The organism is Streptomyces javensis, assembly GCF_039525925.1.
GTDB classification, from domain to species: Bacteria; Actinomycetota; Actinomycetes; order Streptomycetales; family Streptomycetaceae; genus Streptomyces; species Streptomyces asiaticus.
Window position 1 is genome coordinate 1 of the sequence record NZ_BAAAIF010000089.1, and the last position, 21821, is coordinate 21821.

A 21821-nucleotide genomic window follows, 5' to 3' on the forward strand; every position below is an offset into this window, starting at 1 on the left:
CCCGCCGGCCGGCGGGAGCCCCCCCCCCGCCTCGACCCCGGGCAGGGGGAGGCGGCGGCGGTCGCGGCCGAGCTGTCCGACCCGAGGGTGCTCGCGGCCGCGCGGACGCCGTCCGCCGATCCGGCGGCGGCGCAGACGGTGGCCGACGCGGCCACTCGCGCGCTGCGCGAGGTCTCGGCCGCGGACGCCGCGGCCCGCACCCGCTGCGAGGAGCTCGACGCGCTCTCCGCGCAGGCGGTCGACGACGCCCGCCGGCTCGCCCCGCTGCGCGCGGAGCACGACCGGATCGCCCGTCTCGCCTCGCTCGCGGCGGGCACCTCCGCGGACAACGAGCGCAGGATGCGGCTGGAGGCGTATGTGCTGGCGGCCCGGCTGGAGCAGGTCGCCGCGGCGGCGAGCGTACGGCTGCGCCACATGTCCTCCGGGCGCTACACCCTGGTGCACTCCGACGCCCGCTCCGGCGGGCGCGGCCGCTCCGGCCTCGGACTGCATGTCGTCGACGCCTGGACGGGCAGCGAACGCGACACCGCCACCCTCTCCGGCGGCGAGACCTTCTCCGCCTCGCTCGCCCTCGCGCTGGGCCTGGCCGATGTGGTCACCGACGAGGCGGGCGGGGTCCGCCTGGACACCCTCTTCATCGACGAGGGGTTCGGCAGCCTCGACGAGCAGACCCTGGACGAGGTGATGGACGTGCTGGACTCGCTGCGCGAACGCGACCGTACGGTCGGCATCGTCAGCCATGTCGCCGATCTGCGCCGGCGGATCCCCGCCCAGCTGGAGGTCGTCAAGGGCCGCCAGGGCTCGGCCGTACGCCACCGTGCGGCCGCCGCGCGCTAGGGGTGCCGGGCGGAGCGTGACGCCTGCGGCGGGCTACTTTCCCCTCCCCGCCCCTTCCCGAAACTGGGGCCCCGCCCCAGCCCCGGGTTCGGGGCTTCGCCCCAGGCCCCGGTTCGGGGCTCCGCCCCGGGCCCCGGGTTCGGGGCTTCGCCCCCGGGCCCCGGGTTCGGGGCTCCGCCCCAGCCCCCGGGTTCGGGGCTCCGCCCCAGCCCCCGGGTCGGGGCTCCGCTCCAGGCTCCGGGTCGGGGCTGTGCCCCGGACTCCGGTTCGGGGCTTCGCCCCAGGCCCCCGGACCGGGGCTGTGCCCCAGGCCCCCGGACCGGGGCTGTGCCCCAAGCCCCCGGACCGGGGCTGTGCCCCAGGCCCTGGACAGGGGCTCTGCTCCAGGCTCCGGTTTCGGGGCTCCGTTCCAGGCCTTGGGTCGGGGCTGTGCCCCGGGCTCCGGGTTCGGGGCCCCGCCCCAGGCCCCCGGGCCGGGGCTCTGCGCCAGGCCCTGGACAGGGGCTCTGCCTCAGGCCCCAGGTCGGGGCTCCGCCCCAGCCCCCGGACCGGGGCTCCGCCCCTGGCCCCCCGGGGGCCAGGGGCGAAGCCCCTGCCACGCGGCGGACACCCTGTAGCGGGGCGGGCCGCAAGCGCGGGGCGCGCATCGGGCTCAGAGCGCCGACAGCTCCTCCACCAGGTCGTCGAGGCCCAGCGACCCCTGCGACAGCGCCGCCATGTGCCACTTCTTCGCGTCGAAGGCGTCGCCGTGCGCCTTACGGGCCGCCTCCCGCCCCGTCAGCCAGGCCCGCTCGCCCAGCTTGTAGCCGATGGCCTGGCCCGGCATGCCCAGATAGCGCACCAGCTCACTGTCGAGGAACTCCGCCGGACGGCCGCAGTGCAGCCCGAAGAACTCGCGCGCCAGCTCCGGAGTCCACCGCTCACCGGGGTGGAAGGGCGAATCGGCGGGGATCTCCAGTTCCAGGTGCATCCCGATGTCCACGATCACCCGCAGCGCCCGCATCATCTGCGCGTCCAGGTAGCCCAGCCGCCGCTCCGGGTCCGTCAGATAGCCCAGCTCGTCCATGAGCCGCTCCGCGTAGAGCGCCCAGCCCTCCGCGTTGGCGCTGACCATGCCGACCGTGGCCTGGTAGCGGGAGAGCTGGTCGGAGACATGGGCCCACTGCGCGAGCTGGAGATGGTGGCCGGGGACGCCCTCGTGGTACCAGGTGGAGACCAGGTCGTAGACGGGGAAGCGGGTCTCGCCCATCGTGGGCAGCCAGGTCCGGCCGGGGCGGGAGAAGTCCACCGACGGCTGGGTGTAGTACGGCGCCGCCGCGCTGCCCGGCGGGGCGATCATCGACTCGACCCGCTTGACCCGTTCGGCCAGGTCGAAGTGGGTGCCGTCGAGCTGCTCGATGGCCTCGTCCATCAGCTCCTGGAGCCACACCCGCGTCTCCTCGACGCCCTCGATATGGGCGCCGTGGGCATCGAGGTGGCGCAGCGCCTCCCACGGGTTGGCGCCGGGCAGGATCTTCTCCGCCTCGGTGCGCATCTCGGCGTGGATCCGGTGGAATTCGGACCAGCCGTACGCGTACGCCTCGTCCAGGTCGAGGTCCGTGCCGTTCCACATCCGGGCCCAGCGGCGGTAGCGCTCACGCCCCACCACATCGGGCGCGCCCTCGATCGCCGGGGCGTAGGTGTCGCGCAGCCAGTCGCGGAGGGCGACCAGTGCGCCCGTGGCCGCGGCAGCCGCCTCGTCCAGCTCACCGCGCAGCGCGTCGGGGCCCTCGGAGGTGAAGTCCGCGAACCAGCCGCCGTCCGTGCCGATCCACTCCGCCAGCTGCCCGAGGACCGTGGCCACCTGCCGGGGGCCGGCCGGCAGATTCCGCCGCAGCCCCTCGGCGAGCGAGGCGCGGTACCCCTCCAGCGCGGCCGGTACGGCGCGCAGCCGGGCCGCCACCGCCGACCAGTCCTCCTCGGTCTCGGTGGGCATCACGGTGAAGATGCCGCGCACCGAGTGCAGCGGGGAGCTCAGATTGCTGACCGCGCGCAGGTGCTCATCGGACTCGTGCACATCGAGTTCGGCGGTCAGCCGCTCCCGCAGCAGCCGGGCGCAGCGGCGCTCGGCGTCGCTGTCCGCGCCGGGCCGCGCCTCGGCCTCGGCCAGCCGTTCCAAGGTGGTGCGGTCGAGGTCGGCGATGGCCTTCGCCCCCTCGGGGGAGAAGTCCGGAAGACGCCGGGAGCTCTCGGGAACGCCCAGGTAGGTGCCGGTGATCGGATCGAGTTCGACGAGGGCGTCGACATAGCTGTCGGCGACCTGGCGGGGCAGCGGAGCGTTCTTGGTATCGGACATGCGGCCCATCCTCGTACGTTCCGGGGTGCGGCGTCAGCACCACGGGGGTGTGACGCATGGGAACAAGGGTGTGCTACGAGGTGGCCGAGCCGTCCCGGGCGGGCGGCAGCAGCGGGCCGCAGCTCCACTGCTGGAAGATCAGCCGGGTCTCGACCCGGGCCACCTCACGGCGCGAGGTGAACTCGTCCAGCACCAGCCGCTGGAGATCGGCGGTGTCGGCCACCGCCACATGCACCAGGTAGTCGTCCGGCCCGGCCAGGTGGAACAGCGCCCGGGACTCGGGCAGCGCCCGGATCCGCTCCACGAACGGGCCGACCAGCTCCCGGCGGTGCGGCCGCAGCTGCACCGAGAGCAGGGCCTCGAGACCGCGCCCCAGCTTGGTGGGGTCCAGCCGGAGTTCATGGCCGAGAATCACCCCGGAGCGGCGCAGCCGGGCCACCCGGTCCAGACAGGTCGAGGGCGCCACGCCGACCTGGGCGGCCAGATCGCGGTAGGTGGTCCGGGCGTCGTTCTGCAACAGCCGCAGAATCTGAAGATCCACCGGATCGAGAGCGATGGTTTCGGCCATCGGCCGAACGTAGCACGGGCACCGGCCCCGAGAGCCCGGTGGTTGTTCACCCTTCACGCATGGACATCAGGCAGAGCACGGAGAGCATGGGCGGCACGGAAACCATACGGAGCACGGAGCCCGCGCCGGGCACACAGGGGCCGCACGGCGACGTCGCCGCCCGGCACGCGTTCGCCACCGAGGCCGTCCACGCCGGGCGCGAGGACCTCCCGGGCATGGGCCTGCACGCCGTACCCCTGGATCTGTCGACGACGTACCCCTCGTACGACAGCCGTGAGGAGGCCGCCAGGATCGACGCGTTCGCCGCCAGCGGCGCCCGGCCGGACGGTCCGCCCGTCTACGCCCGCCTGGACAATCCCACCGTGGCCCGCTTCGAGACCGCCCTGGCCCGGCTTGAGGGCACCGAGAGCGCGGTCGCGTTCGCCAGCGGCATGGCGGCGCTCAGCGCGTGTCTGCTGGCGCGCGGGGCCCAGGGGCTGCGGCATGTGGTGGCGGTCCGCCCGCTGTACGGGTGCAGCGACCATCTGCTGGACACCGGGCTGCTGGGCACCGAGGTCACCTGGGTGGACCCGGCCGGGATCGCGGACGCGATCCGCCCCGACACCGGCCTGGTCATGGTGGAGACCCCGGCCAATCCGACGCTCGCCGAACTCGATCTGCGGGCCGTCGCCCACTCCTGCGGAACGGTCCCGCTGCTCGCGGACAACACCTTCGCCACACCGGTGCTCCAGCGCCCGGCGGGGCGGGGCGCGAGCCTCGTCCTGCACAGCGCCACCAAATACCTCGGCGGACACGGCGATGTGATGGGCGGCGTGGTGGCCTGCGACGAGGAGTTCGCCCGGGTGCTGCGCCAGGTGCGGTTCGCCACCGGCGGGGTGCTGCATCCGCTCGCCGGATATCTGCTGCTGCGCGGGCTGTCCACGCTGACGGTACGGATGCGGGCCGCGTCGGCGACGGCGGCCGAGCTGGCCCGGCGGCTGGCCGGCGATCCACGGGTGGCCCGGGTCCACTATCCGCGGCTCGGCGGGGCGATGGTGGCCTTCGAGCCCCATGGCGATCCGCACGCGGTGATCGGCGGGGTGCGGCTGATCACTCCGGCGGTGAGCCTGGGCAGTGTGGACACCCTCATCCAGCACCCGGCCTCCATCAGCCACCGGATCGTGGCCGAGGGGGACCGCCGCTCCTCGGGGATCGGCGACCGGCTGCTGCGGATGTCGGTCGGGCTCGAGGACGTGGCGGACCTGTGGTGCGATCTGGACCGGGCGCTGGGGCCCTTCTGACGGCGGCCCGGCGGGGCGCGAGGGTGGCCCGGCGGGGCGGGACGCCCGCCGGGCGGGGCACGGGGCCCCGGACGGGCTCAGCGCGCGTGCGGCGGAACCGGCAGCGGAAGGGCCGGCTCGGGTGCCGGGGCCGGGTCGAGACGGGCGCTGATCACCAGCGTGCCTTGCTCGATCTGGTAGTCCAGCGGCAGTTCGAGGGCGCGCATCGCGGCGACCATACCGGTGTTGGCCGACTGGGTGACGGCGTAGACGCTCTCGCAGCCGGTCTCGGCGGCCATCGCCACCAGCCGCCGCAGCAGCTCCCCGCCGACGCCGCGGCGCTGCCACTCGTCCTCGACGATCAGCGCGAGCTCGGTCTCGTCCCCGTCCCACAGCAGATGGCCGAGTGCCACCAGCCGCCCGGAGGCGGTGTACGCGGCCAGGGTGCGGCCGAAGCGGGGGCTCAGCAGATGGGCGAGGTAGCGGTCGGCGTCGCCGACCGGCCCGTGGTAGCGCAGCGCCAGCGTGGTGGGGGAGCAGCGGGCGTGCATCTCGCGGGCGGGGGCCAGGTCGCCGGAGTCGGCGCGGCGCACGGTGATGGCGTTGCCCTCGGGCAGCGTCAGCACATCGCCGTCGTGCGGGATCCGCGGGCCGAGCCGGGCGTCCAGCTCGACCAGCGCGCGGGCGCGGGCGAACTCGGTGGGGGTGAACGGCAGATACGGCCGCTCGATGATGATCGCGCCGCCGGACGGGTCGCGCAGCCGCATCACGGTCTCCTCCAGGACACCTTCGGCGGGCGGCGTGCTGTCCAGCGACCGCCCGCTGAGGGACTTGGCGGGCACGGAGTGAATGGTGCAGCGGCCGAACAACTGGCGCAGCGCGAGCGGGAGTTCGGCGGCGTCCAGGGCGGTGCGGGTGGCCAGGGTCAGCGCCCGGGTCGGGGCGTCCACCAGGTCGTGGGTGTCGGCCCGCTCGACCCAGGTGTCACGGCCGCCCGCGGCGGCGACGGCGTCGGTCAGCCCGTCGGACGGCAGGGCCTCGGGCGCGCGCAGCAGGAACTCGTCCACCGTGCCGTCCGTCAGCGGATGGGTCTGAAGGGCCAGGATGTCGACCTGGTACCCGGCCAGCGCCGCGCACAGTGCGGCGAGGGTGCCCGGCTCGTCCCGTACGGTCGTGCGCATCCGCCACAGCGTGGTGGCCTCGGGGGCCGTGGTCTCCGGGGCGCCCGCGGCGTGGGCGGGGTGGGCGTCGGCCGCGGGCGAGCCTGAGCCGCCCGGCGGCGCGTGGCCCTGACGGCGTGACCACCATGCGACCAGATCGTGCCGCCAGCGGGGGCGGTGCCGGTGAGGGGGCTCGGGGGTCGCTCGAAATGTCATGCAAACACCCTTGCGTAAAGGTGTTGCGTGATCACGAACGGACTGTGACCTATGGGTTAAGGGCGCATCTGGTAACAGAAGCTTATTTTGTCCGAAATCAAATTATTGAAGTCCGACGTTCCGTCACCCTACCGCCCACCTGCGCAGTACTCTGCCGCACCGCCGTGCGTACGCCCGCTGGAAGAGCGGCACCAGCGGCCCTCCGGCCCGGCCGAACCAGGACTCCGAACGGCTGAACGCGGTCACCGTCAACATAACTGAGCCATCCGGCTCCAACCGCACCACGAACGACTCCTCGCCCCGCTCCGGATGGCCGGGCAGCGTGCCGTACGCGAAGCCGGTCCGTGTCTCCTCGGCGACCGTCCACACCACCTCGCACGGCGCGCGCAGCCGCAGCCGCCCGACCCCCAGGCCCACCACGACCGGCCGCCCCGGGGTGGCGACCGGGTCCGCGGCGCGGATCGACACCCCCACCGCGCGGTGCATCCGCCAGTCCATGACCGCTCGCCCGGCCGCCTCGAACGTGGCCCGCCCGTGACCGACACGGGTCCGCACCCGCAGATGGCGATAGCCGGAGGGCAGCGGCCACCGCCGGGTGGCGCCCACCTCCGGATAGGTGAGCCGCGAGGCCGGAGCCGGACCGGGGTCGTCGCTGGATCCCATGCCCGTACCGTACGCGGCGGCCTTGCGGTGCGCGGCCCCGTCGGCGAACCGTACGGGGCCGCGCACCGCACAACGCGGCTACTGGCCGACCAGCCCCGGCCGCAGCACCTTGGTGAACAGCACCTTGCCGCCGTCCTCGCGCAGTCGGACCGTCATCTCGGCGCTGTCGCCGTCGATGTCCACCTCGCCGTAGAACTGGAAGCCCTCGGCGGGCGAGACGTTCGCCACCGTCGGCGCCTTGACGAAGGGCTGCTCGGGGCCGAACGTGCCGTCGAGCTTCACCGCCGGGAAGGCGCCCGCGTTCAGCGGACCGGAGACGAACTCCCAGAACGGCGCGAAGTCCTTGAACGCCGCCCGCGACGGGTCGTAGTGCTGCGCCGAGGTGTAGTGGACGTCCGCCGTCAGCCACACCGTGCCGGTGATCTTCCGGTGCTTGATGTGCCGCAGCAGCTCGGCCATCTGGAGCTCACGGCCGAGCGGGGCGCCCGGGTCGCCCTGCGCGACGGCCTCGAAGTCGGTGGTCCCGTCCGGGACCACCAGGCCCAGCGGCATATCGCAGGCGATGACCTTCCACACCGCGCGCGACCGCGACAGCTCGCGCTTGAGCCACCCCAGCTGCTCGGCGCCGAGGATGCCCTGGGCGTCCTCCGGCTGGCGGTTCGGCGAGTTGGGGTCGCGGTACGTACGGCAGTCCAGCACGAAGACGTCCAGCAGCGGGCCCTGGTGCTGGACCCGGTAGACCCGGCCGCTCGCGTCCGGCCGCAGCGTGCTGATCGGGAAGTACTCGGCGAACGCCTGGCGCGCGCGGGCCGCCAGCACGTTGACGTTCTTCTCGGTGTAGCGGTCGTCGACCAGGATCTCGCCCGGGTACCAGTTGTTGAGCACCTCGTGGTCGTCCCACTGGGTGATGGTCGGCACCTCGGCGTGGAACCGGCGCAGGGCGGGGTCGAGCAGGTTGTACCGGAAGTTGCCCCGGTACTCGTCCAGCGTCTCGGCGACCTTGGTCTTCTCCGGGGTGATGAGGTTGCGCCAGGTGGAGCCGTCGGGCAGCTTGACGGTCTCCGTCATCGGGCCGTCCGCGTAGATGTTGTCGCCGCTGCACAGGAAGAAGTCCGGCTCCCGGCGGCGCATCTCCTCGAAGACGCGGTAGCCGCCGTGGTCCGGGTTGATGCCCCAGCCCTGGCCCGCCAGATCGCCCGACCAGACGAAACGCACGCCCTTACGGCGCTCGGGAACCGTGCGGAACGTGCCGTGCACCGGCTCACTGGTGCGGCGCGGGTCCTCCGGGTCGGCCAGCAACACCCGGTAGTGCACCTGGCTCCCGGCGGGCAGGCCGTGCAGCGCGGTGCGCCCGGTGAAGTCGGTGCCGGGGCCGACCAGCGGGCCGTGCCAGCGCTTGGCCCGCGCGAAGGACTCGGTCGCGGAGGTCTCCACGATCATCCGGGCCGGACGGTCGGAGCGGACCCACACCAGCCCCGACGACCTCGTCACATCGCCCACCTGCACGCCCCACTGGGCGCTCGGACGCCCCGACAGCGCCTGAGCGGGCGCGCCGGACGCGGCCGACGCGGCGGCGGATGCCACGGTGGGCACCGCGAGCGCCGCCGAGGCGGCCGCCGATCCCCGCAATACCGTGCGCCGCCCGATCCCTCTGCCCGATTCCCGCCCCATGGTGCCCTCCGTCGCTCGTAGAACCGCTGTGCTGTTGTGTTTGTTATCGGTGCAAGGTGCCGCTCTTGCGAACGCCCAGTGAATAACGGTGTGGCCGCCCTGAGTAAAGACCCCGGGCGCGTGCGGTACGGAGGCTGATGTAGGGCGGCGGCGGGGCCGTCAGCGGCTGCCGTCCAGGATGACGCGGGCGACCAGCGCGGGATCGTCGTTCATGGGCACATGGCCACAGCCGGGGAGGCGGACCAGCCGGGCGCCGGGGATCACCCGCTTGGCGCGGACGCCCTGGCGGCGCGGCAGCACCCGGTCGCGCGAGCCCCAGGCGATGGTGACCGGGACATCGGGGATGTCGTGGGTGAACAGCCCGGAGCTTCCGGCGGCCAGGGTGGCGCCGAAGCCCACCGCCTCGCGCATCGCCCGCGTCTCGGCGACGACGGCGTCCGGTGAACGCCGCGCGGGCCGCGCGTAGATGGCGCCGGTCAGCGCGGCCCGTCCGGCCGCGCCACGGGCCAGCCACGCCACCATCGGCGGCGGCAGCGCCCGCGCCCCGGCCCGCATCGCGGCCAGCACGCCGAAGGCGTAGCGGCGCTCGGCCTCGGTCCAGAACCGGGCCGGGGACAGCGCGGTGACGGACCGTACGAGTCCGAGCCGGCCCAGCTCCAGGGCGATCAGCCCGCCGAGCGAGTTCCCGGCCACGTCGGGGCGCTTGACCCCGAGGGCCTCGAAGAGCGCGTCGAGCACGGGTATGACGCCGTCGAGGTCGTACGGGATGCCCTCCGGCAGCGCGTCCGACGCCCCGAAGCCGGGCAGGTCCACGGCGATCACATCGCGGTCGACGGCGAGGATGTCCAGCACCGGCTCCCATGCCTGCCAGTGGTGGCCGATGCCGTGCAGCAGCACCAACGGCCGTCCCGCGCCGCGCCGTTCGTGGACGACCCGGGCGGTGCGGGGGCCGCCGGGGGTGGCGACGGAGAAGGAGAGGGACGCGGGCATCGGGTGGCTCCTCACGATCGGCGTTCCGGCAGGCGCAGACGGCGTATGAGACAGCATGTCAGCAAGAGTTACCGGAGGGTAGACCCGATGGCGGACGGCCCGGACCCCGCACGCCGCCGACCGCCAACGCCGCCCACCGCCAATGCCGCCGACCGCGAAGGCCGCCCACCGCCAAATGCCGCCGACCGCGAAGGCCGCCGACGGTCAACGCCGCTACAGCCCGCCCGCGACCCGCAGCACCGCCCCCGTCGTGTACGACGCCTCCGGCGACAGCAGCCACGCCACCGCGCCCGCGATCTCCTCCGGCTCGCCCGGGCGTCCCATCGGCACCCGCCCCTGGACCCGCCACGGCCGCTCGGGGTCGCCCATCCGCGCGTGGATGTCGGTGAGCGTCATCCCGGGCTGGACCGAGTTGACCCGGATCCCCTCCGCGGCCAGCTCCTTCGACAGTCCGACGGTCATCGCGTCGACCGCCGCCTTGCTGGCCGCGTAGTGCACATACTCCCCGGGGCTGCCGGTCGTCGCCGCGCCCGAGGAGATGTTGACGATGGCGCCGCCCTGCCCGCCGTGGCGCGTGGACATCTCGCGCGCCGCGCGCCGGGCGCACAGCAGGGCCCCGGTCACATTGACGTCCACGACGCGTCGCATCACCTCCGGCGAGGTCTCGGTGAAGCGGCCCAACGGCCCCGTGATCCCGGCGTTGTTGACCAGGCCGGTGATCGGGCCCAGCTCCTCGCGCACCCGGTCGAACATCGCCTCGACCTGCTCCGCGTCGCTGGTGTCGGCCTGGACGACCATCGACCGCACACCCTCCGCGCGCACCGCCTCCGCCCACCGCTCCGCCGCGTCCCGCGCGTGCTCGTAGCCGATCGCGACGCCGTGCCCGGCGCGCGCGAGCCGCACCGCCACCGCCGCGCCGATGCCGCGACTGCCCCCCGTTACCACCGTGACCTGGTCCATCCCCATCAGCTCAGCTCAGCTCCCGCCTCGTGACGCGTTCCGCTCCGACGGTCACCGACGATAACCGGTCAGGGATTGGTCTTGACCAAGTACGCACACCGCCTTATGGTCGCATTGATACTGCAACAACCTTTAATAAAGAAGTCGCGCATAACTGTGAAGGCGTGCGCGACCGTCGGCCGTCGGAATCAAGGGGGACAGGGTGGGGACCACGCAGCTGGAATCGGTGCCGGAGCCCAAGTACTGGCATCTGAAGACCGTGCTCAGCGACGCACTCGACTCGGAGTTCGCGGTTGGCGAGATCCTGCCCAACGAGCGCGAGCTGGCCGCCCGCTTCGGCGTCGCCCGCGCCACCCTCCGACAGGCCCTCGAGCAGCTCGAGCTGGAGGGCCGGCTACAGCGCCGCCGCGGCGTCGGCACCACCGTCGCCCCGCCCCGCGTCGGCGTGGCCGTCGGGGACTACGCCCACGGCTGGACCGACACCTCGGGCGAGAACACCTGGCAGACCGTCGACAGCACCGAGGTGGCCCCGCCCGCCGAGGTCGCCCGGCTGCTGGATATCGACCCCGACACCCCGGTCCACCGGGTGCGCCGCACCCGGATGAGCCACGGCCAGCCGCTCGCCGCCGAGCTGCTGTACGTACCGGCCGAGTCCGTCCCCGGCCTCGCCGCCATCGACACCCCCAGCGGGCTGGCCCGCGCCCGCGCCGTGCTGCGCGAGCTGCGCCGGCTGGAGCTCGAGGGCCGTGAGCAAACCGTGGAGCTCGGCTCGGCCCGCGCGGACGACGCCAAGGAGCTCGACCGGCTGCCCGGCGCCCCCGTCCTCCTCGTGACCACCCGCTATGTGGCCCAGGGCCGTACCGCGGCCGTCGCCGTGGCCACCTACCGGGCCGACACCTGCCGGCTCACCTTCGGCGACGCGGGCGAGGAGCTGCTGGCGGGCTGATCCGGGCCTGCCCCGCGTCGTGGGCCTGGCGCATCTATCCGGGCCTGCCCCGCGTCGTGGGCCTGGCGCATCTCGCGGGCCCGGCCCGCGTCGCCTCGCCGCCGCGTGTCGTAGGCCCGTCCCATGTCGTGGGCCCGGCCCGCGTCGCGGGTTCGGCCTATGCCGTAGGCCCGGCCGGCGTCGCCTCGCCGCCGCGTACGCACGCCGAAACCCGAAACGCCCACCCCGCCCCGCCTCCCGCGTCAGCGGCTCGCGCGGCGGGTCGTCACCGTGCTGTCGACCGCGAAGAGCTCCTGCTCCACGTGGTCCAGGGCCAGCCGCAGCGCCCCCGTGGTCACCGCCGCCTCACCGAGCAGCGAGAGCGCGACCTGCGGGGGCCGCAGACAGTAGCGCGCCAGCTCATCGCGCAGCGGGGCCAGCACCCCGTCGAGACCGGCGGCCCAGCCGCCCACCACCACGACCTCGGGGTCCAGCGCCAGCACCAGGGCCGCCGTGTCGTGCACCAGCCTGCGGACGAAGCGGTCCACGGCCGCCCGCGCCCGTTCTTCGCCGTCCCTGGCCAGCGCGAAGACATGCGCCACCTGCGCCTCGTCCAGCGGGTTCAGCGGCTCCCCGGTCGTGGAGAGCACCTCCTCCGGGGCGGCCTCCCGGCCCAGCAGGTGCAGCGCCCCGATCTCCCCGGCCGCGCCGCCGAAACCCCGGTGCAGCCGCCCGCCGATCAGCGACCCGGCCCCCGGGCTCAACCCGGCCAGGACGAAGACCACATCGTCGGAACCGGCCGCCGCGCCCTTCCAGTGCTCGGCCACCGCGGCCGTGTTCGCGTCGTTCTCCACCAGCACCGGACAGCGGAAGGACCGCCGCAGCCGCTCGCCCAGGGGCAGTCCGGTCCAGCCGGGGAGCGCGGTGCACAGATGGACGGTGCCGTCGGCCTCGACGACGCCGGGGCTGCCCACCCCGACCGCGCGCAGTGAGAACCGGGCCACCCCGGCGCGGCGCAGCAGATCCGCGACGGTGGTGCGCACCCGCTCCAGCCGCTCGTCCGCGGTCGCCTTCTCCGACACCTCGCGCACGATCGAGCCGAGCGGGCGTCCATCGAGGTCCGACAGGAGCGCGGCCACCCGGTGCGGCCCTATCTCTATGCCCAGCAGGTGCCCGGCCTCGGCGCGGAAGCGGAAGCGGCGCGCGGGGCGTCCCTGGCGGCGTACGCCGCCCTCCTCGGCGGGCACCTCGACCACCAGACCGCTGTCGGCCAGCCCGTCGATCACCCCCTCGACGGTGGGGCGGGACAGCCCGGTCACCCGGGTCAGATCAGTGAGGCTCGCGCTCCCGGCGCAGCCGCCCGCCTCGTCCCGACCACCCCCGGCGGCCGTGCCGGACGCGGTCGCCGCGCGCAACGCGTGCAGGACCACGGCGGAGTTGATGCGTCGCAGCAGAGACGGATCCCCGCCGGTGAGCCGCCCCAACGTCGGCCTCCCTCCCAGTGCGTATCTGCCGGATCGTATCCGCTGGGCGCGGAGGCGGCGAGAGCCGCCTGCCGGCTCGGGCCGCCCAGCCCTCGCGCGGGTCATCTGACGGGCGGCCAGATGTCCGACCTACACGGTTTACTGACAGCATGACCAGTACGGCGGACCATGTGAGCACGATCGATGAGCTGCGCGTGCGGGACTTCCCCGCGCGGCGGACCGCCGACGGACGGGTCGAGAGCGGCCCCGGCTTCCATGTCGCCGACCTCCGCGTCAGCGAGGACTTCTGGGACGCGGATCTGAGCCGGGTCGAGGAGGTGCTGGAGGAGTTCGAGGCCGAGCTGGGCGCGCTGGACCAGGTGCTGACCTTACGGTGGGGCACCCCCGACGTCCTCGATCTGACCGACTCCCTGGAGCGCTCGGCCATGGGCGAGCCGGTCCCGCCCCCGCTGGACACCCTGTGCGGTTACGTACCCGAGCTGCGCGTCTGGCGGGTCGACGGCCGCTGGGTCGGGCTGGGCGTCGGGCAGGGCGACCGCGAGCTGCCGTTCCAGCTGCTGGTGGCGATAGGGGAGGAGGGCACGATATGACATCGTCGGGCTCGGCCGCGTCCGGGGCACGAAACGGCCGGGGTGCCCTGATCGCTTAGGCTCGGTGGATGGCGAAGTATTTCGATGTGCACCCCGAGAACCCACAGCAGCGCACCATCAGCAATGTGGCTGACATGATCCGCTCCGGCGCGCTCATCGCCTACCCGACGGACTCCTGCTTCGCACTGGGATGCCGACTGGGCAATCGTGAAGGCATCGGCCGGATCCGGTCGATCCGGAACCTCGACGAGCGTCACCACTTCACGCTGGTGTGCGAGAACTTCGCGCAGCTGGGCCAGTTCGTGCACGTCGACAAGGACGTGTTCCGCCTGATCAAAGCAGCGACGCCCGGCAGTTACACCTTCATCCTCCCGGCGACGAAGGAGGTGCCGCGGCAGCTGCCGCATCCGAAGAAGAAGACGGTCGGAGTCCGGATTCCCGACCATGCCACCACTCAGGCCCTGCTCGCCGACCTCGGTGAACCGCTGCTCTCGAGCACCCTGCTGCTGCCCGATGAGGACGAGCCGATGACGCAGGGCTGGGAGATCAAAGAACGGCTCGACCACGTGGTGGACGCCGTGGTGGACTCGGGTGACTGCGGCACCGAGCCGACCACGGTCATCGACCTGTCCGGCGGCGAAGCCGAGATCGTACGTCGCGGGGCGGGCGACACAGCACGGTTCGAGTGACCGCGCCGACGGCATCGGCGGCCCTGTAGTGGTAGTCGATCAGCCGTCGGCCTCCGCGGCCGCGCGCAGCCTGCCGTACTCCTCCGCCATGGCGGGCAGCGTCCAGTGCGCGTTGAGGCCGCTCGGATTCGGCAGGGCCCAGATCCGGGTCTCGCCTATGGTCCTCGGCTGCGGCCCGATCTTCGCCTTCTTGTCGCCGAAGGCGACCCGGTAGGCGGTGACCCCCGCCACCGCCAGCCAGCGCGGCCGCAGCCGGAGCACCTTCTCCTCCAGGATCCGGCCGCCCTCCCGGTACTCCTCGTCGCTCAGCTCATCGGCCCGGGCGCTGGCGCGCGCCACTACATTGGTGATGCCGAGCCCATAGCGCACCAGCTCCGACTGCTCGGACGGATCGAGCCGCCGGGGGGTGAACCCCGAGGCGTGGAGGGCGGGCCAGAAGCGGTTGCCGGGGCGGGCGAAGTGGTGGCCGGTGGCGGCCGTCATCAGCCCGGGGTTGATACCGCAGAAGAGGACGCGCAGACCGTCCGCGACCACATCGGGGACGAGGCGGTCGCGGGCGGCCTCCAGCTCGGCGGGGGTCATCGCCCGCGCTCAGAGGATCGAGCCGGGGGTGTACCCGGCGGCCTCCGGGCGCTCCTTGACGATCTCCTCGATCCGGGCGACCACCGCGCCCACCTGATCCGCGGCCGCTCCCGTGAAGGAGAGCTTGTCGTCCATCAGCGCGCCCAACGCGGCCCGGTCCAGCGGGATCCGCTCATCGGCGGCGAGCGAGTCGAGCAGCTCATTGCGCTCGGCGCCCCGCTCGCGCATCGCCAGCGCCGCGGCCACCGCGTGCTCCTTGATCGCCTCATGGGCGACCTCGCGGCCCACCCCGGCCCGTACGGCGCCCATCAGCACCTTCGTGGTGGCGAGGAAGGGAAGGTAGCGGTCCAGCTCACGGGCGATGACGGCGGGGAAGGCGCCGAACTCGTCGAGAACGGTCAGGAAGGTCTCCAGCAGCCCGTCGAAGGCGAAGAACGCGTCCGGCAGCGCGACCCGGCGCACCACCGAGCAGGAGACATCGCCCTCGTTCCACTGGTCGCCCGCCAGCTCGCCGGTCATCGAGGCGTAGCCGCGCAGGATCACCGCGAGGCCGTTCACGCGCTCGCAGGAGCGGGTGTTCATCTTGTGCGGCATCGCGGACGAGCCGACCTGGCCGGGCTTGAAGCCCTCGGTCACCAGCTCGTGCCCGGCCATCAGCCGGATGGTCTTGGCCAGCGAGGACGGGGCCGCGGCCAGCTGCACCAGCGCGGTGACGACGTCGTAGTCCAGCGAGCGCGGATAGACCTGGCCGACGGAGGTGAACGCCTGCCCGAAGCCCAGGTGGGTGGCGATCCGCCGCTCCAGCTCGGCCAGCTTCGCCGCGTCGCCGCCGAGCAGGTCCAGCATGTCCTGCGCGGTGCCGACCGGGCCCTTGATGCCCCGCAGCGGATAGCGGCCCAGCAGGTTCTCCAGCCGCTCGTACGCCACCAGCAGCTCGTCCGCGGCGGTGGCGAACCGCTTGCCGAGCGTGGTGGCCTGCGCCGCGACATTGTGCGACCGCCCGGCCATCACCAGCTCGGCGTGGTCGGCGGCCAGCTTGCCGAGCCGGGCCAGCACCGCCACCGTACGGTCCCGCACCAGCTCCAGGGAGAGCCGGATCTGGAGCTGCTCCACGTTCTCGGTGAGGTCACGGGAGGTCATGCCCTTGTGGACGTGCTCATGGCCGGCGAGGGCGTTGAACTCCTCGATCCGGGCCTTCACATCGTGGCGGGTGACCTTCTCGCGCTCGGCGATCGAGGCCAGGTCCACGGTCTCCAGGACCCGCTCGTAGTCGGCGAGGGCGGCGTCCGGCACCTCGATTCCGAGGTCCTTCTGGGCGCGGAGCACGGCGAGCCACAGCCGCCGCTCCAGCGTCACCTTGTACTCGGGGGACCACAGGACGGCCAGCTCCGTGGAGGCGTAGCGGTTGGCCAGGACGTTCGGAATGCGCGGCTTACCAGTCACGTGCACAGAGTCTACTGGCCGTCCTCGCAGGCCAGACCGGTGGCCGAGGGAGGCCGCCGAAGGGCGGGGAAGCCGGCCTTGCGGATCAGCCCTCGTACGGCAGCAGCTCGGCGCGCTTCGGTGCCCGCCCGTCGCCCGAGGAGCGGCCGGTCAGCCGCCTGCCGATCCACGGCCCGAGGTGCTGGCGGGCGAATCGCACATCCGAGGTGCGGCGGGCCAGCCACCCGACGGGCACCGCGGGCGGCAGCGGCGCGTTCCAGTCCTCCTCCGGCTCCAGGCCCAGCGCCTGCCATACGGCCTCGGCGACCCGCCGGTGCCCCTCGGCGTTCAGATGCAGCCGGTCCTCGTGCCACATCCGGGGGTCCCCGACGGCCTCGGAGGCGTACAGGTCCACGACGGTCGCGTCATGCCGCTCGCCCAGCTCGTCGATGAACGCGAACAGCCGCTCCATCCGGGGGAGGAACCGCTCCAGCACCGGCCCGCGCCGCCCCGGGCTGCGCATCAGCACCAGCTGCTTGCAGCTGGGCGCCAGCCGCTCGACGGCCTCCTCCAGCAGCGCGCACACCCGGTCCACATCGCATTTCGGCCGCAGCACATCGTTCAGCCCGCCGACCAGGGTCACCAGGTCGGCGCCCATGGCCGCCGCCGGGCCCGTCTGCTCCTCGACGATCTGGCCGATGAGCTTGCCGCGTACGGCGAGGTTGGCGTAGCGGAACCCGGGGCTACGGGCCGCGAGCCGCCCGGCGAGCAGATCCGCCCAGCCTCGGTAGGTGCCGTCGGGAAGCGCGTCCGACATTCCCTCGGTGAAGGAGTCGCCGAGGGCGACAAAGCTGCTGTAGGTGATGTTCGTCTGCATGGCTCGGGCGATCCTATCCCGGTGCGTGGGCTGCGTGGACCGCCGAGCGCGAGCATGATGAGCCGCATGGCGATGACCCACATCTACTTCGAGGGCGGAGCGCGGAACGGGACGACCGCCAGCTGGAATGTGGAGCCCGGCGCGGACATCTACGACGACAACATCTTCCGGCCACCCGAGCTGTACCGGCGGACGAACCGCACCAAGGTCATCGGCCGGGTCGAGTACGTGATCTTCCGCTACGACCCGATGGGCACCCGTCCCGGCCCCGGTTCCGGCCCCGGTCCCGGCCCCCGCCGCTGAACCCCGCCGCCGAGGGGCGCGCGGGCCTCCGGCCGGGGTCAGGGTTGGACCGGTTGCACCGCCCGGGGTTCCCCGCGCCGCGCGGCGGGGCAGTCTGGTCGGCGTGGATGCCTTCGAATGCGACCGTACGACCATGGCCATCGTCGCCGCCGCGCTCGCCGACGACGGGGAGGGCGCCGCCGCCCTCCTGGAGCCGCTCGATACCCGCGATGTGTGCCGGGTCGCGGTGCGGCTCGCCGCGATGGCCGCCCATGCGCTGGTGGCGGTGGCCGAGGAGGGCGGCGGTGGCCGGGAGGAGGCGCTGGCCCACTGGCAGGCGTGCATCATCGCCCATGAGTCCAGACAGACCGAGGAATGATCGGCGCCCCCATCCTGCCGGGCTCCCGCCCCCGCGATGACCGGCACGGGCGGGCAGGAGCGCTCAGACGACCAGCTCGCGCAGCACGTCCTCCATGGTCACCAGCCCCTCCAGCCGTCCGTCCGCGGCGATGACCGCCGCGAGATGCGTACGGCTGTCGCGCATCGCGGTGAGCACGTCGTCCAGCGGCGTGAGGGACCGCACCCGGGGGATCGGGCGCAGCTGATCGGGGCGGAACGGCTCATCCCGGGGCCGTGCGTCCAGCGCGTCCTTCACATGCAGATAGCCCAGGATCCGCCCGGAGTCGTCCACCACCGGGAACCGTGAGAAGCCGGTACGCGCCGACAGCCGCTCCAGCTCATCGGGGGTCACCCCGAGCCGCGCCGTGACCACCCGGTCCATGGGCAGCACCACGTCCCGCACCCGTCGCCGGCCCAGCTCCAGCGCGTCCCGCAGCCGCTCGGTGGCGCGGTCGTCCAGCAGCCCGGCCTCGCTGGAGTCCGAGACCATCCGGGCCAGCTCATCGTCGGAGAAGGTGGCCGCGACCTCCCCCTTGGGCTCCACGCGCAGTAGCTTCAGCACCCCGTTCGCCAGGGCGTTCACCCCGAAGATCACCGGACGCAGGGTGCGGGCGAGGGCGACCAGGGGCGGGCCGAGCAGCAGCACGGTGCGCACCGGCTCGGCCAGCGCCACGTTCTTGGGCACCATCTCGCCGAACAGCATGTGCAGATACGTGGCCAGGGTCAGCGCGATCACGAACGAGATCGGATGCACCAGACCCAGCGGCAGACCCACCACATGGAAGAAGGGCTCCAGCAGATGCGCGATGGCCGGTTCCGCCACGGCGCCCAGCACCAGCGTGCACAGCGTGATCCCGAGCTGGGCCGCGGCCAGCAGCGCGGAGAGGTGCTCCAGGCCCCACAGCACGGCCCGGGCCCGCCGGTCGCCCTGCTGGGCATGTGGTTCGATCTGGCTGCGGCGCACCGAGATCAGGGCGAACTCCGCGCCCACGAAGAAGGCGTTGAAGACCAGCGTCAACAGGCCGATCAGCAGTTGGAGGGCGGTCATCGGCCGGTCGCCCCCTCGGCCCCCCGCACCCCGCCGGTCCCGTCGCCCCCGGCGCCGCGCAGCGGCGCCCGCAGCCGGACCCGGGCCGCCCGGTGGCTGGACACCTTCCGTACCTCCACCGACCAGCCCGCCAGCTCGACGGTGTCGCCGACGGCCGGGATCCGGCCCAGCTCGGTGGCGATCAGCCCGGCCAGCGTCTCGTACGGGCCCGGGGGCACCCGCAGCCCGATGCGCTCCAGCTGGTCGACGCGGGCCGCGCCGTCCGCGTCGTACAGCGTATGGCCCTCCGGGTCCCGGCCCATCGGGACCAGCTGGGCGGTCTCATGCGGATCGTGCTCGTCGCGGACCTCGCCGACCACCTCCTCGACGATGTCCTCCAGGGTGACGACCCCGGCCGTACCGCCGTACTCGTCGATCACCACGGCCATGCTGCGCTGGGCCGAGAGCCGGTCCAGCAGCCGGTCCACGGTGAGCGACTCGGGGACGAGCACCGGTTCGCGCATCAGCTCGGACACCGGGCGCCGGGGCCGCTCCTCGGCGGGGACCGCCAGCACGTCCTTGATGTGGACGATGCCGACGACGGTGTCCAGGCTGCCCCGGTAGACGGGGAAGCGGGACAGCCCGGTGGCGCGGGTCGCGTTGGCCACGTCCTCGGCGGTGGCCCGTACGTCCAGCGCCACCACCCGCACCCTCGGGGTCATCACGTTCTCCGCGGTGAGCCCGGCGAGGTTGAGGGTGCGGACGAACAGTTCGGCGGTGTCCTTCTCCAGCGCGCCCTCCTTGGCCGAGTGCCGGGCGAGCGCGATCAGCTCCTGCGGACCGCGCGCGGAGGCCAGCTCCTCGGCGGGCTCCAGGCCCATCCGGCGCACGGTGCGGTTGGCGGTGTTGTTGAGATGGCTGATCAGCGGGCGGAAGACGGAGCTGAAGACGCGCTGCGGGGTGGCCACGGCCTTGGCGACCGGCAGCGGCCGGGAGATCGCCCAGTTCTTGGGCACCAGCTCGCCGACGACCATCAGCACGACGGTCGACAGAAACGTGCCGAGCACCAGCGCGGTCGAGTGGACGGCCGACGGGGGCACGCCGATCGCGGTGAGCGGCCCGGCCAGCAGGGCCGCGACGGACGGCTCGGCCAGCATGCCGACGACCAGATTGGTCACGGTGATGCCGAGCTGCGCCCCGGAGAGCTGGTAGGTGAGGCTCCGCACCGCCTTCAGCGCTCCGGCCGCGCCGCGCTCCCGGCGCCCGGCCGCGCGTTCCAGCTCGCCGCGCTCGACCGTGGTCAGCGAGAACTCCGCCGCGACGAAGGCGCCACAGGCCACCGCCAGGAGGAGCGCCACGGCCAGGAGGAGGACTTCGGTCATCGGTTCACCTCCGTCCGTCCCCATGCTAAAAGGCACCGCACGGCGGCGCCGCGCCCGGGAGGGCCGCGGGGGTCAGGGGCGCAGCGGCTTGACCCAGCGGCTCCACTGCGGCTGCGGCGCATAGCCCGCCGCGCTCCAGGCGTGGTGGGCGAGCTCGTTCTCGTTGAGCACCATCGCGTCCCCGCGCCGTCCGCCCAGGGCCGCGAACCGCTCCTCGGCCGCCGCCAGGAGGGCCGTCGCCACGCCGCTGCGGCGGTGCCCGGGGTGGACGGCCAGCCGGTACAGATGGCAGCGCCAGCCGTCGAAACCGGCGATCACGGTTCCGGCGAGCTCGCCGTCCCGCTCGGCCAGCAGCAGCGACTCCGGGTCGCGGTCGAGCAGCCGGGCCACTCCGTCCCGGTCGTCGCTGATGCTGGTGCCCTCGGCCGCCTCCTTCCAGAAGGTGAGCACGGTGTCGAGGTCGGCGGGGGCCGCGGCCCGTATGCGGAGATCGTTCATGGCCGTATCCCATCATCGGGCGGACCGCGGCGTCGACGGGATTCCGCCGGGTCAGCCGCCGTGCAGCTCCTCGATCACCGGGGCGAACGCCTCCATGTTGTGCTCCAGCACGGTGAAGTACGAGAAGCCGAACCGCTCGCGGTGGGCCCGCAGCTGTTCGGCCATCTCCTTGGCGTCGCCCAGCAGCAGCGCCGGGTGTTCCAGCAGTTGGTCCTCGGTGAGGTCCGGTGCGTACGGGGCCAGCTCACGCGCCTTGGTGCGGCGGTCGTCGGTGGGGCCGACCATCTGGATGAGGTAGTTGAGCTCGATGCCGGTCCCGTCGGACCCCTTCGTCCGCCCCGCCTCGGCGGCGAAGCGGCGGAAGGCGCCGATCCGGCCCTCCAGCGCCTCGGGGCTGATCAGCTGGAGGGTGCCCTGCGGCTTGCCGGCGGGCTGCACCGCGCCGGTGAAGGCCGCGATGTCCGCGTGGCGCGCGGCCAGCCGCAGCAGCCGGTCGCCGTTGCCGCCGAGCAGCAGCGGCGGGCGCGGGGACTGGGTGGACCGCGGCCGGTGCTCGGAATCGCTCAGCAGCCGCTCCAACTCGGCCACGGTGTGCACCAGATGGTCCACCCGCTCCCGTGGCGAGCCGAACGGCAGCCCGGCGCTGTCGTGCTCGGCCTTGACATAGCCGGCGCCCAGGCCGAGCTCCAGCCGGCCGTCGGTGAGCGCGTCGCAGGTGGCCACCTCCCGGGCGAGCAGCGCGGGGTTCCAGAAGCCGGCGTTGAGCACGAAGGTGCCAAGACGCGGGCGTTCGGTCGCCTCGGCGGCGGTGGCCAGCGCCGGGAACGGGGCCGGGTTGCCGAGGTGGTCGGGGACCAGCAGCACGTCATAGCCGAGCTGTTCGGCGTGGCGGCACTTCCCCCGCCATGCCTCGGCCGATTCAAGGGTGAGCAGATTGACTCCGAAGCGGAACGGCCTTGCCATGAGCCCTCCTTGAGCGCGGATACCGCGAACGTATCCGAGATC

22 protein-coding genes are annotated in these 21821 nt (G+C 73.4%); 7 read left to right on the plus strand and 15 right to left on the minus strand.

The genetic code is table 11. The annotated features are described in order from the left end of the window. The coding region (locus tag ABD329_RS42545; protein ID WP_344317864.1) for an SbcC/MukB-like Walker B domain-containing protein at nucleotides 1-837 on the plus strand (837 nt) is incomplete at its 5' end. Nucleotides 838-1489: 652 nt separating this feature from the next. Here ABD329_RS42545 and ABD329_RS42550 read toward each other — a convergent pair. After that, nucleotides 1490-3172 carry a DUF885 domain-containing protein gene (locus ABD329_RS42550; protein ID WP_198279365.1) on the minus strand — a complete coding sequence of 561 codons (1683 nt, stop codon included), beginning with the start codon at nucleotides 3170-3172 and terminating at the stop codon, nucleotides 1490-1492. 73 nt (nucleotides 3173-3245) lie between these two features. Further along, complete coding sequence (locus ABD329_RS42555; protein WP_037960739.1) at nucleotides 3246-3740, minus strand: Lrp/AsnC family transcriptional regulator; 495 nt, start codon at nucleotides 3738-3740, stop codon at nucleotides 3246-3248. 104 nt (nucleotides 3741-3844) lie between these two features. Here ABD329_RS42555 and ABD329_RS42560 point away from each other — a divergent pair, with 104 nt between their 5' ends. Further along, on the plus strand, nucleotides 3845-5020 hold the full coding sequence (locus ABD329_RS42560) for a trans-sulfuration enzyme family protein (protein WP_425574449.1): 1176 nt from the start codon (nucleotides 3845-3847) through the stop codon (nucleotides 5018-5020). Between the two features lie 77 nt (nucleotides 5021-5097). Here the strand turns inward: ABD329_RS42560 and ABD329_RS42565 are convergent, their stop codons facing one another. The 5 genes from ABD329_RS42565 to ABD329_RS42585 all read right to left on the minus strand — a co-directional run bounded on the left by ABD329_RS42565 (nucleotide 5098) and on the right by ABD329_RS42585 (nucleotide 10659). Further along, nucleotides 5098-6375, minus strand: a complete 1278-nt coding sequence (locus ABD329_RS42565; protein ID WP_198279366.1) for a GNAT family N-acetyltransferase — start codon at nucleotides 6373-6375, stop codon at nucleotides 5098-5100. Nucleotides 6376-6498: 123 nt separating this feature from the next. After that, complete coding sequence (locus ABD329_RS42570) at nucleotides 6499-7038, minus strand: DUF1990 domain-containing protein (protein WP_198279367.1); 540 nt, start codon at nucleotides 7036-7038, stop codon at nucleotides 6499-6501. 78 nt (nucleotides 7039-7116) lie between these two features. Next, a complete protein-coding gene (locus ABD329_RS42575) occupies nucleotides 7117-8709 on the minus strand; it encodes an alkaline phosphatase D family protein (RefSeq protein ID WP_198279368.1) in 1593 nt (530 codons plus the stop codon). Nucleotides 8710-8868: 159 nt separating this feature from the next. Beyond that, on the minus strand, nucleotides 8869-9699 hold the full coding sequence (locus ABD329_RS42580) for an alpha/beta fold hydrolase (RefSeq protein ID WP_198279369.1): 831 nt from the start codon (nucleotides 9697-9699) through the stop codon (nucleotides 8869-8871). 213 nt (nucleotides 9700-9912) lie between these two features. Then, nucleotides 9913-10659, minus strand: a complete 747-nt coding sequence (locus ABD329_RS42585) for an SDR family oxidoreductase (protein ID WP_182469780.1) — start codon at nucleotides 10657-10659, stop codon at nucleotides 9913-9915. Between the two features lie 202 nt (nucleotides 10660-10861). Between ABD329_RS42585 and ABD329_RS42590 the strand changes: the two genes are divergently transcribed. Then, nucleotides 10862-11605: a GntR family transcriptional regulator gene (locus tag ABD329_RS42590; protein WP_198279370.1), complete on the plus strand. Its 744-nt coding sequence runs from the start codon at nucleotides 10862-10864 to the stop codon at nucleotides 11603-11605. Between the two features lie 242 nt (nucleotides 11606-11847). Here the strand turns inward: ABD329_RS42590 and ABD329_RS42595 are convergent, their stop codons facing one another. Beyond that, complete coding sequence (locus tag ABD329_RS42595) at nucleotides 11848-13068, minus strand: ROK family protein (RefSeq protein WP_344317865.1); 1221 nt, start codon at nucleotides 13066-13068, stop codon at nucleotides 11848-11850. A 149-nt stretch (nucleotides 13069-13217) separates the two neighbouring features. Between ABD329_RS42595 and ABD329_RS42600 the strand changes: the two genes are divergently transcribed. Both ABD329_RS42600 and ABD329_RS42605 read left to right on the plus strand, forming a co-directional pair. Further along, nucleotides 13218-13658 carry a hypothetical protein gene (locus tag ABD329_RS42600; protein ID WP_198280663.1) on the plus strand — a complete coding sequence of 147 codons (441 nt, stop codon included), beginning with the start codon at nucleotides 13218-13220 and terminating at the stop codon, nucleotides 13656-13658. A 68-nt stretch (nucleotides 13659-13726) separates the two neighbouring features. Further along, nucleotides 13727-14347 (plus strand): L-threonylcarbamoyladenylate synthase, encoded by a 621-nt coding sequence (locus ABD329_RS42605; protein ID WP_198280664.1) that lies wholly within the window; start codon nucleotides 13727-13729, stop codon nucleotides 14345-14347. Nucleotides 14348-14386: 39 nt separating this feature from the next. Here ABD329_RS42605 and mug read toward each other — a convergent pair whose 3' ends face one another. The 3 genes from mug to ABD329_RS42620 form a co-directional block, all read right to left on the minus strand. Continuing rightward, nucleotides 14387-14929: a G/U mismatch-specific DNA glycosylase gene (gene mug / locus ABD329_RS42610; protein ID WP_198280665.1), complete on the minus strand. Its 543-nt coding sequence runs from the start codon at nucleotides 14927-14929 to the stop codon at nucleotides 14387-14389. Between the two features lie 9 nt (nucleotides 14930-14938). Continuing rightward, the gene (gene purB, locus ABD329_RS42615) at nucleotides 14939-16372 is read right to left on the minus strand and encodes an adenylosuccinate lyase (protein WP_198280666.1); all 1434 of its coding nucleotides are present in this window, start codon (nucleotides 16370-16372) and stop codon (nucleotides 14939-14941) included. A gap of 85 nt (nucleotides 16373-16457) precedes the next feature. After that, nucleotides 16458-17228 (minus strand): SGNH/GDSL hydrolase family protein, encoded by a 771-nt coding sequence (locus ABD329_RS42620; protein WP_198280667.1) that lies wholly within the window; start codon nucleotides 17226-17228, stop codon nucleotides 16458-16460. A 66-nt stretch (nucleotides 17229-17294) separates the two neighbouring features. Here ABD329_RS42620 and ABD329_RS42625 point away from each other — a divergent pair, with 66 nt between their 5' ends. Together ABD329_RS42625 and ABD329_RS42630 are read left to right on the plus strand one after the other, a co-directional pair. Next, nucleotides 17295-17531, plus strand: a complete 237-nt coding sequence (locus ABD329_RS42625) for a hypothetical protein (protein ID WP_246618972.1) — start codon at nucleotides 17295-17297, stop codon at nucleotides 17529-17531. Nucleotides 17532-17634: 103 nt separating this feature from the next. Beyond that, nucleotides 17635-17889, plus strand: coding sequence for a hypothetical protein (locus ABD329_RS42630; RefSeq protein ID WP_375792343.1), 255 nt, complete (start codon nucleotides 17635-17637; stop codon nucleotides 17887-17889). Between the two features lie 63 nt (nucleotides 17890-17952). Here the strand turns inward: ABD329_RS42630 and ABD329_RS42635 are convergent, their stop codons facing one another. The 4 genes from ABD329_RS42635 to ABD329_RS42650 all read right to left on the minus strand — a co-directional run bounded on the left by ABD329_RS42635 (nucleotide 17953) and on the right by ABD329_RS42650 (nucleotide 21779). Then, nucleotides 17953-18957, minus strand: coding sequence for a hemolysin family protein (locus tag ABD329_RS42635; protein ID WP_198280668.1), 1005 nt, complete (start codon nucleotides 18955-18957; stop codon nucleotides 17953-17955). Beyond that, the gene (locus tag ABD329_RS42640; protein ID WP_344317866.1) at nucleotides 18954-20318 is read right to left on the minus strand and encodes a hemolysin family protein; all 1365 of its coding nucleotides are present in this window, start codon (nucleotides 20316-20318) and stop codon (nucleotides 18954-18956) included. Before ABD329_RS42640 ends, ABD329_RS42635 begins: the two co-directional genes overlap by 4 nt. Nucleotides 20319-20390: 72 nt before the next feature. After that, complete coding sequence (locus ABD329_RS42645; protein ID WP_198281439.1) at nucleotides 20391-20816, minus strand: GNAT family N-acetyltransferase; 426 nt, start codon at nucleotides 20814-20816, stop codon at nucleotides 20391-20393. A 51-nt stretch (nucleotides 20817-20867) separates the two neighbouring features. Then, on the minus strand, nucleotides 20868-21779 hold the full coding sequence (locus ABD329_RS42650; RefSeq protein ID WP_198281440.1) for an LLM class F420-dependent oxidoreductase: 912 nt from the start codon (nucleotides 21777-21779) through the stop codon (nucleotides 20868-20870). Nucleotides 21780-21821: the final 42 nt, after the last annotated feature.